Genomic DNA, 9269 nt, shown 5'->3' on the forward strand with positions numbered 1-9269 from the left:
GGAAAAGCCCAAGAAGCGGCGCCGCCGTCGACGTCGGAGCCGCTCGTCCAAGTCGGGCAATGGGGCCGAGGCGAAAACCGAAGATCGCAATGCCGAGCCCGAGGGCGAACACGCGGGCGATGCGGTTGCTGCCGGGCCTGCAGATGACGCTGCCAAGGAACCGGCCAGCGAAACACCTGACGCGCCCAAGGCAAGATCGCCCCGCTCTTCGTCGAAGTCCAAATCCGCGGCCAAGCCTGCGACGGAAAAGGCGGAACCGGTTGGGGAGGACGCAACTGCCGACGATGGCAAGACCGCCGAGCTTGAGGGGCAACAGACCAAAACCTCGAAGCCCCGGACATCGAGATCGGGAACCACCGTGTCTCGCACACGCAGCAAGAGCACGGCCAAATCGTCGAGCGATTCGAGCAAAACAGCCAAGGACGCGCCCGCGCAGAACGTCACGGACGCCGATATGGCAGCTTCGAAGCCGGAAGAAGCGCCCAAGGCAAAGCCCAAGCGCAAGGCCCCCACCCGGTCGAAAACGACCAAGGCCGCAGCGGTGAGTGACACTGCATCCGAGACCGAAGCCAAACCGAACGGCGCTGATGATACGCCGCAACAGGCGCCCAAGGAACCGGCACCGGAAAAGCCGTCCGAGACGGTTGCGGCCAGGGCCGGGGGCGGCGATGCGAAAATGGCGGGAGACACATCCTCGGACAGCCCGACGACCGCATCGGACGACACCGGACAGTCTGAAGCGGAAAAGCCGACGAGAGAGGCGCCCAAGAAGCGGGGATGGTGGTCGCTGGGCCGCAGTTGAGCGCTTGGCGATGACAGTTTGACAGTGGAACGCCGCGCTACACTGCGCGGCGTTCGGCATTTCCCGCTTTACTTGTCCCGGTTCACACCCACGCCAACGGCTTTGTGACAACACGTCGCGTGACGGCGCACGCGCGATGGCGTAAGGGGATGGCATGTTTGGAATCGAGATCATAGACGCGGGCCTTTTGCCCGCGATGCTGGTGGCGGTGTTTGCCGGGGTGTTGTCTTTTCTCAGCCCCTGCGTGCTGCCGATCGTGCCACCCTATCTGGCCTATCTCTCGGGGGTCTCCGTCACGGATCTGAACGCGGGCCGCAATCGCGCGGTGGGACCGGCATTGTTTTTCGTGCTGGGGCTTTCGACCGTATTCCTGATGCTTGGCTTCACCGCCTCGGCGGTCGGCACCCTTTTCTTGCAGTATCAAGGCTGGTTCAACGCGATTGCCGGTATCCTCGTCATGGGGTTTGGCCTGCATTTCATCGGGATCTACCGGATCGGGTTCCTCGATCGCGAGGCGCGGATGGATGCGGGTGATCGCGGCGGCAGTGCGCTTGGTGCATATATCCTGGGGCTGGCCTTTGCGTTCGGCTGGACCCCATGCATCGGCCCGCAACTGGGCGCGATCTTGAGCCTTGCGGCGAGCGAGGCCAATGTTGCGCGCGGCACATTCCTTCTGGGGATCTATGCCATTGGGTTGGGGGTGCCGTTCCTTCTGGTCGCGGCCTTCCTGCCGCGTCTGGGCGGGTTTATGGGGTGGATGAAGCGCCATCTCGAACAGATCGAAAAGGTCATGGGGCTGCTTTTGTGGACCATTGGCCTATTGATGCTGACCGGAGGGTTTGCGAGTTTCTCATATTGGCTGCTTGAGACGTTCCCGGGGTTGGCGGCGCTGGGATAGGGCTGCGCGGACAGCTGGTTCAAGCCTTACTCTTGCCCAAGTGATCGGCTAGGCTGGATCCAAAAGAGGCAGTCGATGCACAAGGAACCGTCACGGGCCATCAAGCGCCGCCGGGTGTTTTACATTCCCGGTTACGATCCGATTCATCCGCGCCGTTATCGTGAACTCTACCGCAAGGAAGGCGCGGCGCAGGCGGCGATATCGGGGTATGAAATCGCGTTGCGCCCCAAAACGGGTGGCGGCGCCTATGGCTGGCATGTGAGCGCGCGGATCGACGGGGCCGAGACCGAGACCGATGTCGAGGTCCTGGTCTGGTCGGATATCGTGCGCGAAAGCATGGGGCGCGGGATCGTGGCGACCTATGGGCAGTTGCTGCGCACCGCCTGGACCTATATCGGCTCGGGTGCGCTTTGGCGGCTGATGCGTTTGCGCAAGGGGCCTGTGATCGCGGCACTTTACCCTGTGGTTTTCCTGCTCGTGCAGCTGGCGTTGGCACTTGGCGTGGCCTGGGGAGTGGGCCGTGGGCTGGCCTTGCTGCACCCTTGGGCGGCTTGGAGCGGGTTCATCGTCGTGCCCTTCGTGCTGGAGTGGTTTCGCAAGCGCGATGGCCGCTTATTCGCCTATTACCTGATGCATGACTATGCCTATTCGGCGCAATACAAGGGGGCGAACCCGCCCGAGCTGGAAGAGCGGATCGGGGAATTTGCCGACGTGATTGCCGCCGCATTGTGTGAGGATGTGGACGAGGTTCTGGTGGTGGGGCATTCGTCGGGTGCGCATCTGGCGGTGTCGATCCTGGCCGATGTGATCCGCGCGGGCCGGGTACCGGTGGATGGTCCGGCGCTGGGGTTTCTGAGCCTCGGGCAGGTGGTGCCGATGGTTTCGTTTCTGCCCCGCGCCGAGCGCCTGCGTGCCGATCTGCGGTTCCTTTCGATCCGTGACGAGATCACATGGGTGGACGTAACGGCACCCGGCGACGGCTGTGCCTTCGCGCTGTGCGATCCGGTGGCGGTGTCTGGCGTGGCGCCGCCACGCAAGCGCTGGCCGCTGGTGATCTCTGCGGCCTTTACCCAGACGCTGAGTCCCGCACGCTGGAAGGAGTTGCGCTGGCGGTTTTTCCGGCTGCATTTCCAGTATCTCTGTGCCTTCGACCGGGTGCGTGATTATGACTACTTTCGCATCACCGCCGGGCCGAGCACGTTGAGAGCGCGCTTCGCAGGACGGAAGCCATCGAAGTCGCGGATCGAGAAATCTGCATCGAAATATGTCTCCGTGAGGGAAGATGCACGCTCCGCCGCCTGATCCACCACAGCCGCCAAAGCCACCTGCACGGGTGGGGCGCGTGTCGCTCTGGCGCTATGCGAGGCTCTTTCGCGCGGATATCCTTTCGGCGCAACCGGCGCGGCTTTATCGCGCGTGGATGGCCGAGTTCCGAACGCCGTTTTTCCGCTCGTTCATGTGCAACCAGCCCGAACTGGTCGACCTGGTGCTGCGCAAGCGGCCCGATGACTTTCCCAAATCCGACCGGATTCGGGAGGGGTTGGCGCCGCTCCTTGGCAATTCGGTCTTTGTCACGAACGGAGAGACGTGGAAGCGCCAGCGCCGGATCATCGACCCGGCCTTCGAGGGTGGGCGCCTGCGAGATGTGTTCCCGGCGATGTGGGATGCGGGGCAGGCGGCCGTGGCACGGCTGGCCCCTCTGGAGGGCGGTGAACCGGTCGAGATCGAGGCGCAGACCAGCCATGTGGCGGCCGATGTGATTTTTCGCACGCTTTTTTCCATTCCCATCGAGCACGAGGTCGCGGGGCAGGTGTTCGAAACCTTTCGTGAGCATCAGCGTGCCCAGCCGGTTCTGAATCTGGGCGCAGTGCTGCCCCTGCCGAAATGGTTTCCGCGCTTTCACAGCCGCGAGACGCGCCGCACCGCGCGCAAGATCCGGGCGCTGATCACGCAATTGACTGTTGCGCGGATGAGCGCGATCGAAGCCGGGCGTGCACCCGACGATTTGGCCACCAAGATCATGACTACGCCCGACCCTGAAACGGGCGAACGGTTCGACACCGGTGAAATGGTCGATCAGGTGGCGATCTTTTTCCTTGCGGGGCATGAAACCTCGGCCAGCGCATTGGCCTGGTCGCTTTATCTTTTGGCGATGCATCCCGAGTGGCAGGAACGGGTCGCCGATGAGGCCCGCGCGGCCTTCGACCCGGAAAAGGTCTATTTCTCGACCGTCTCCAAGCTCCGGGTTTCACGCGATGTGTTTCGAGAGGCCCTGCGGCTTTACCCGCCGGTGCCGATGATGGTGCGCGAGGCGAGTTGCCCGGAACGGTTCCGCGATCGCGACGTGCCGAAGGGCAGCCAGATCGTTCTGTCGCCCTGGCATCTGCACCGGCATGAGCGGCTTTGGGAGCGGCCCGATGCGTTCGACCCGGCGCGGTTTCAGACCGAGAACGGCAAGGCCTGTCTGCGCAACGCCTATATTCCGTTCTCGGCCGGGCAGAGGGTCTGCACCGGGTCGGGTTTCGCGATGATCGAGGGGCCGCTCATCCTGTCGATGCTGGTGCGGGCCTATCGGTTCGAACTGGTCGCCGACCGCCCGGCCATGCCGGTGGCCCATCTGACGGTGCGGGGCAAGGACGGGATATGGTTGCGCATCGCCAAACGTGACCCGGCCAAGCCATGAATCGGGGCCGTGGGGCGCCGATCTCCGTTAGGCGTTGGCTTCGCGGATCTTCTCGGCAGCGTCCTTGTCATAAGTCACGCCGTTTTGCTCGAAAAGCTGGTCCAGCTCGCCTGACAATGTCATCTCGGTGATGATGTCACACCCGCCGACAAACTCACCCTTCACATAAAGCTGGGGGATGGTCGGCCAGTCGGAATAGTCCTTGATACCCTGACGGATGGCATCGTCGGCCAGCACGTTCACGTCGAGAAACTCGACGCCCATGTAGTTCAGAACCCCGGCCACGCGCGAGGAGAAGCCACATTGCGGCATGTCTTTGGTGCCTTTCATGTAAAGCACCACGTCGTTGGCTTTGACGGTTTCATCGATCTGGGTCTTTGCGTTGCTCATGTCATGTTCCTTTGCTTGGGCTGCGCGGAAATACGGTGGGTGCAGCGGCCCTTGGGCCTGTATCAGTCTGCTTTCTCGGTCTCGCTGGTGTTGACTGCGTTGGGATCGAAATCTTCAAGGTCGTATCCGTCGTCTTCCTCGGCGAGAGCCGTGACGTGGGTCGTGCCGGTTTCTTCGTCATACTGGAGGCCGTACTGGGCGCGACCCTGCGACTTGAATCTTCGCAATTCGTGTATGCCCGCATAAACGAACACCAGCACGAAAGGCGAGAGAATCAATGCGGCGAGCAGGCGGGGGTCCATATGGACGTTCCTTTCGGGGTCAGTCGGGTGCACGTGTCGTCAGGGCGAGCGCGTGAAGTTCTCCGTCGGAGCCGTCCATCTTGCCCTTGAGCGCGGCGTAAACGGAGCGTTGCTGCTGCACGCGGTTCATTCCGCGAAAGCTCTCGTCGATCACCAGGGCGGCCATGTGGCGCCCGTCAGCCCCTTCGACCGTGATCTGCGCGTCGGGAAAGCTCTCGCGGAGCAGGCTCTCGAGTTCATGCGCGTAAAGCGGCATCTTGTGGGTTCTCCCTCGTGGTTTCGGGTGAATCTAGGTCGCTTGGCACGCAGGTGCAAGGGAAGCTGCTGGCTGCTCTCGAAAAGATATTGCGCAGATGTTTGTTTTCCTCGCAGCGATACGAAGGTCAGCCCAACGCAGCTTCGAAAGAGGATCGATAGGTGTCGGTAAGCTCGTCCAGCGGTGCGCTGCTCTTGCCGAACCTGACATCCGCGCCGCTGAAGCGTCCGACGGTGCGAATCGTCACGCCAGCCTGGCCGGCGGTGAGCATCAGGGCCTCGGCCTGATCGAAATTGCAGGCGATGAGGTAACGCCCCTGGTCCTCGCCGAAAAGCTCGCCCATGTCGTCGCTGTCGATCTGCACTCCGACGCCGCCTGCTTCGGCCATCTCGAAGGCGGCAAGTGCAAGACCGCCATCGGAGAGGTCGGTGCAGGCCTTGATCAGCGCGTGATTGGCGCGGATGAAATCGCCATTGCGTTTCTCGGCGTCGAGATCGACCGGCGGGGTGTCGCCCTCGACGCGGTTGAAGATTTCGGCGAGCAGGGCCGATTGGCCCAGGTGTCCCTGGGTTTCGCCCACGAGCAGGGCCACGTGACCATCTCGTGGCAGGTCGAGAATGGCCTCGTCCTCGCTCTTGATCAATCCGACCGCGGCAATCGTGGGTGTGGGCAGGATCGCGGTGCCGTCGGTCTCGTTATAAAGCGAGACATTGCCGGACACGATCGGCATGTCGAGGGCAGCGCAGGCGGCGCCGATGCCACTTATAGCGCCGACGAACTGGCCCATGATCTCGGGTTTTTCGGGGTTGCCGAAATTGAGGTTGTCGGTGCTGGCCAGCGGTGTGGCGCCGGTGGCGGTGAGATTGCGATAAGCTTCGGCGACGGCCTGCTTTCCCCCCTCTTCGGGGTTGGCCTTGACATAGCGTGGCGTCACATCCGAGGTGAAGGCAAGCATCTTGCCGGTATCATGCACCCGGATCACGCCCGCGCCCAAGCCGGGCGTGCGAACCGTGTCGGCCATGACCATCGTGTCATATTGCTCATAAACCCATTGTTTCGCGGCGTAATTCGGTGAGGAGAGCAACGCACGCAGCCCGTCGATCGGGTCGACCTCCGGCACACTTTCGGGGTCGAGCGGGTCTGTGGGCGGGGTTTCGATCCATGGTCGATCATACTCGGGGGCTTCGGATGAGAGCTTGGAGAGCGGCAGATCGGCCATGACCGAATTGCCATGCAGGATAAGGAATCGATCTTCGGGGATGGTTTCGCCGACGATGGCGAAATCGAGATCCCATTTCTCGAACACCGCCCGCGCCTCGGCTTCTTTCTCGGGTCGCAGGACCATCAGCATGCGCTCCTGGCTTTCCGAAAGCATCATCTCGTAGGCCGTCATCGCGGCCTCGCGCTGGGGCACGTCGTCGAGTTGCAGCTTGACGCCCAGCCCCCCCTTGTCGCCCATTTCGACCGCCGAACAGGTGAGACCCGCCGCGCCCATGTCCTGGATCGAGATGACCGCACCGGTGGCCATCAATTCCAGCGTTGCCTCCATCAGGCGTTTCTCGGTGAAGGGGTCGCCGACCTGAACGGTGGGGCGTTTCTCCTCGATCGTTTCATCGAATTCGGCACTGGCCATGGTGGCGCCGCCGACGCCGTCGCGCCCGGTCTTGGCGCCGAGATAGACCACCGGCATACCGACGCCGGAGGCGGCAGAGTAGAAAATCTTGTCCGCATCCGCGAGACCTGCGGCAAAGGCGTTGACGAGGCAGTTGCCGTTGTAGGCCGGATCGAACCGCACCTCTCCGCCCACGGTGGGCACGCCGAAGCAGTTGCCGTATCCGCCGATGCCTTCGACCACGCCATGCACCAGTTGCCTTGTCTTGTGATGTGCGACTTCGCCAAAGGAAAGCGAGTTCATCGCGGCGATGGGTCGTGCGCCCATGGTGAAAACATCGCGCAGGATGCCGCCCACGCCCGTGGCCGCGCCCTGGTAGGGCTCGATATAGGAAGGGTGGTTGTGGCTTTCCATCTTGAATATCACGGCCTGGTTATCGCCGATGTCGATCACGCCGGCGTTCTCGCCCGGCCCGCAGATCACCTGTGGGCCCTCGGTCGGAAGGGTGCGCAGCCATTTCTTGGAGGATTTGTAGGAGCAATGTTCGTTCCACATTGCCGAGAAGATTCCCAGCTCGGTGAAAGTCGGCTCGCGCCCGATGATCTCGAGGATGCGGGCGTATTCGTCGGGCTTGAGCCCATGTGCGGCGATCAGATCTTCGGTGATGGCTGGGTCGGTCATTTTCGCGTGTCCCCCGGGGTTCCGGCGCTGTGTCCGTCGACTGGCGTCGTCATACGACAAGGGGGCGGGGCATGGAAGGGGGCAAGCGCGCGGTTTGTGGCGCCGGTGGGGCGGTTTGCAGGGCGTTCTTGCGGAGCGCGCGTTGCGGGGTTGCGATGGCCGCCCAAAAGCCCAAGACTGGCAGAACGTAAAAGGAATGGAGCATGCAACGACTGTACAATCCGTGGCGGGGCAGGGGCCTCGAATGGGAGGGCATGACCGATGTGCCCTGGCCGAGTGTCGATATGCAGGCAGTTGTGGCGTTGTTGGCGCGCTGTCCCTTCCACGATGTAACGCCGCTGGTCCGGAGCGACGGTTTTGCCGGCGCAGGCGAGGTCTTTGTCAAGGACGAGCGCGCGAGGATGGGTCTTGGCAGTTTCAAGGCACTCGGTGCGGCCTATGTGATCGCGCGAGATGCTGCCGAGGGTCGGGCGCGGGGCCGCACCTATGTCGCGGCGAGCGCGGGCAATCACGGGCTGTCGGTCGCCGCGGGGGCCATGGCCTTTGGCGCGCGCGCGGTGATCTATTTGTGCGAGGCCGTGCCCGAAGCCTTTGCCGAGCGCCTGCGCGGGATCGGTGCGAAGGTGGTGCGTGCGGGAACCACCTATGAGGAAAGCATGACTGCGGCACTGCAGGCGGCAGAAGAAAACCAATGGGCGCTGTTGTCGGATTCTTCGTGGCCCGGCTATTTCGACCGTCCGTTGCGGGTGATGGAGGGATACCTGGCGCTGGCTGGCGAGGTCGTGCAGGCGATGGACGAGCCGCCCACCCATATCCTGTTGCAGGCGGGGGTGGGCGGATTGGCGGCGTCCTGTGCCGCCTTGTTCCGCGCGGCCTGGGGCGATTATCCACGGATCATCGTGGTCGAACCTGACGCGGCACCGGCGCTGACAGAGAGTGTGCGGGCGGGGCGTGCCGTTGTGACCGCGGGGCCGGTGTCCGCCATGGGGCGACTGGATTGCAAGGAGCCGTCGCTGATCGCGCTCAAGGGGTTGGCGCGCGATGCGGATACCTTCGTCACGATCAGCGAAGAGCAAGCGGCGGCGGCAATGCCCCAACTGGCCGGGGCGGGATTGGAGACCACGCCCTCGGGTGGGGCGGGGCTGGCCGCGCTTCTGGCGATGGATCCTTTGGGGCCGGATGCGCGGGTGTTGTGCATCCTGAGCGAGGCGGCGGAATGATGCGTGGATTTTCCGAGGAAGAGCATCGCGCGCGGGTCGATCGTGCGCAGGCCGCGATGGACCGGCTGGGGCTTTCGGCACTTTTGCTTACGACCGAGCCCGATATTCGTTATTTTACTGGCTTTTTTACCCGGTTCTGGGAGAGCCCGTCGCGTCCGTGGTTCGTGGTTTTGCCCATGGTGGGCGATCCGATCGCGGTTATTCCTTCGATCGGGGCGGCGCTGATGGGGCGGACATGGTTGCGCGATATCCGCACATGGACCGCACCCAACCCGGTCGATGACGGGGTGAGCCTTCTGGGCAAGACGCTGCACGAGGTGGCGCGTGGTGGGAAGGTTGGTATTCCGTCGGGCCCGGAGACGCATCTGCGGATGCCGCTGGCCGATTTCGGGCGGTTGCAGGGCGTGGGGATCGATTTCGGTGAC

General features: G+C 63.3%; 9 protein-coding genes and 1 pseudogene. 6 read left to right on the plus strand and 4 right to left on the minus strand.

Annotated features, from left to right (window positions below; genetic code table 11):
* The 4 genes and pseudogenes from ACESL9_RS15510 to ACESL9_RS15525 all read left to right on the plus strand — a co-directional run.
* Window positions 1-802: pseudogene (locus ACESL9_RS15510) on the plus strand (hypothetical protein); the annotation flags it as partial.
* 154 nt (window positions 803-956) lie between these two features.
* On the plus strand, window positions 957-1700 hold the full coding sequence (locus ACESL9_RS15515; RefSeq protein WP_372614886.1) for a cytochrome c biogenesis CcdA family protein: 744 nt from the start codon (window positions 957-959) through the stop codon (window positions 1698-1700).
* Between the two features lie 75 nt (window positions 1701-1775).
* A complete protein-coding gene (locus ACESL9_RS15520) occupies window positions 1776-3002 on the plus strand; it encodes a hypothetical protein (RefSeq protein ID WP_372675128.1) in 1227 nt (408 codons plus the stop codon).
* The gene (locus ACESL9_RS15525; RefSeq protein WP_372614888.1) at window positions 2983-4383 is read left to right on the plus strand and encodes a cytochrome P450; all 1401 of its coding nucleotides are present in this window, start codon (window positions 2983-2985) and stop codon (window positions 4381-4383) included. Before ACESL9_RS15520 ends, ACESL9_RS15525 begins: the two co-directional genes overlap by 20 nt.
* A gap of 27 nt (window positions 4384-4410) precedes the next feature.
* Here ACESL9_RS15525 and grxD read toward each other — a convergent pair whose 3' ends face one another.
* The 4 genes from grxD to purL form a co-directional block, all read right to left on the minus strand.
* Complete coding sequence (grxD, locus tag ACESL9_RS15530; RefSeq protein ID WP_372614889.1) at window positions 4411-4773, minus strand: Grx4 family monothiol glutaredoxin; 363 nt, start codon at window positions 4771-4773, stop codon at window positions 4411-4413.
* 62 nt (window positions 4774-4835) lie between these two features.
* Window positions 4836-5075, minus strand: coding sequence for a hypothetical protein (locus tag ACESL9_RS15535; RefSeq protein ID WP_372614890.1), 240 nt, complete (start codon window positions 5073-5075; stop codon window positions 4836-4838).
* Window positions 5076-5094: 19 nt separating this feature from the next.
* Complete coding sequence (locus ACESL9_RS15540) at window positions 5095-5331, minus strand: BolA/IbaG family iron-sulfur metabolism protein (protein ID WP_372614891.1); 237 nt, start codon at window positions 5329-5331, stop codon at window positions 5095-5097.
* Window positions 5332-5458: 127 nt separating this feature from the next.
* Window positions 5459-7624: a phosphoribosylformylglycinamidine synthase subunit PurL gene (gene purL / locus ACESL9_RS15545; protein WP_372614892.1), complete on the minus strand. Its 2166-nt coding sequence runs from the start codon at window positions 7622-7624 to the stop codon at window positions 5459-5461.
* A gap of 203 nt (window positions 7625-7827) precedes the next feature.
* Here purL and ACESL9_RS15550 point away from each other — a divergent pair, with 203 nt between their 5' ends.
* Both ACESL9_RS15550 and ACESL9_RS15555 read left to right on the plus strand, forming a co-directional pair.
* The gene (locus ACESL9_RS15550; protein WP_372614893.1) at window positions 7828-8844 is read left to right on the plus strand and encodes a pyridoxal-phosphate dependent enzyme; all 1017 of its coding nucleotides are present in this window, start codon (window positions 7828-7830) and stop codon (window positions 8842-8844) included.
* The coding region (locus tag ACESL9_RS15555) for an aminopeptidase P family N-terminal domain-containing protein (RefSeq protein WP_372675129.1) at window positions 8841-9269 on the plus strand (429 nt) is incomplete at its 3' end. The genes ACESL9_RS15550 and ACESL9_RS15555, both read left to right, overlap by 4 nt.

This window comes from Aquicoccus sp. (genome assembly GCF_041686535.1).
Classification (GTDB): Bacteria; Pseudomonadota; Alphaproteobacteria; order Rhodobacterales; family Rhodobacteraceae; genus Aquicoccus.

Coding starts and splice junctions, on each gene's coding strand:
- ACESL9_RS15515 (WP_372614886.1), top strand. CDS start 957: ATGTTTGGAATCGAGATCATAGACGCGGGCCTTTTGCCCGCGATGCTG.
- ACESL9_RS15520 (WP_372675128.1), top strand. CDS start 1,776: ATGCACAAGGAACCGTCACGGGCCATCAAGCGCCGCCGGGTGTTTTAC.
- ACESL9_RS15525 (WP_372614888.1), top strand. CDS start 2,983: ATGCACGCTCCGCCGCCTGATCCACCACAGCCGCCAAAGCCACCTGCA.
- grxD (WP_372614889.1), bottom strand. CDS start 4,773: ATGAGCAACGCAAAGACCCAGATCGATGAAACCGTCAAAGCCAACGAC.
- ACESL9_RS15535 (WP_372614890.1), bottom strand. CDS start 5,075: ATGGACCCCCGCCTGCTCGCCGCATTGATTCTCTCGCCTTTCGTGCTG.
- ACESL9_RS15540 (WP_372614891.1), bottom strand. CDS start 5,331: ATGCCGCTTTACGCGCATGAACTCGAGAGCCTGCTCCGCGAGAGCTTT.
- purL (WP_372614892.1), bottom strand. CDS start 7,624: ATGACCGACCCAGCCATCACCGAAGATCTGATCGCCGCACATGGGCTC.
- ACESL9_RS15550 (WP_372614893.1), top strand. CDS start 7,828: ATGCAACGACTGTACAATCCGTGGCGGGGCAGGGGCCTCGAATGGGAG.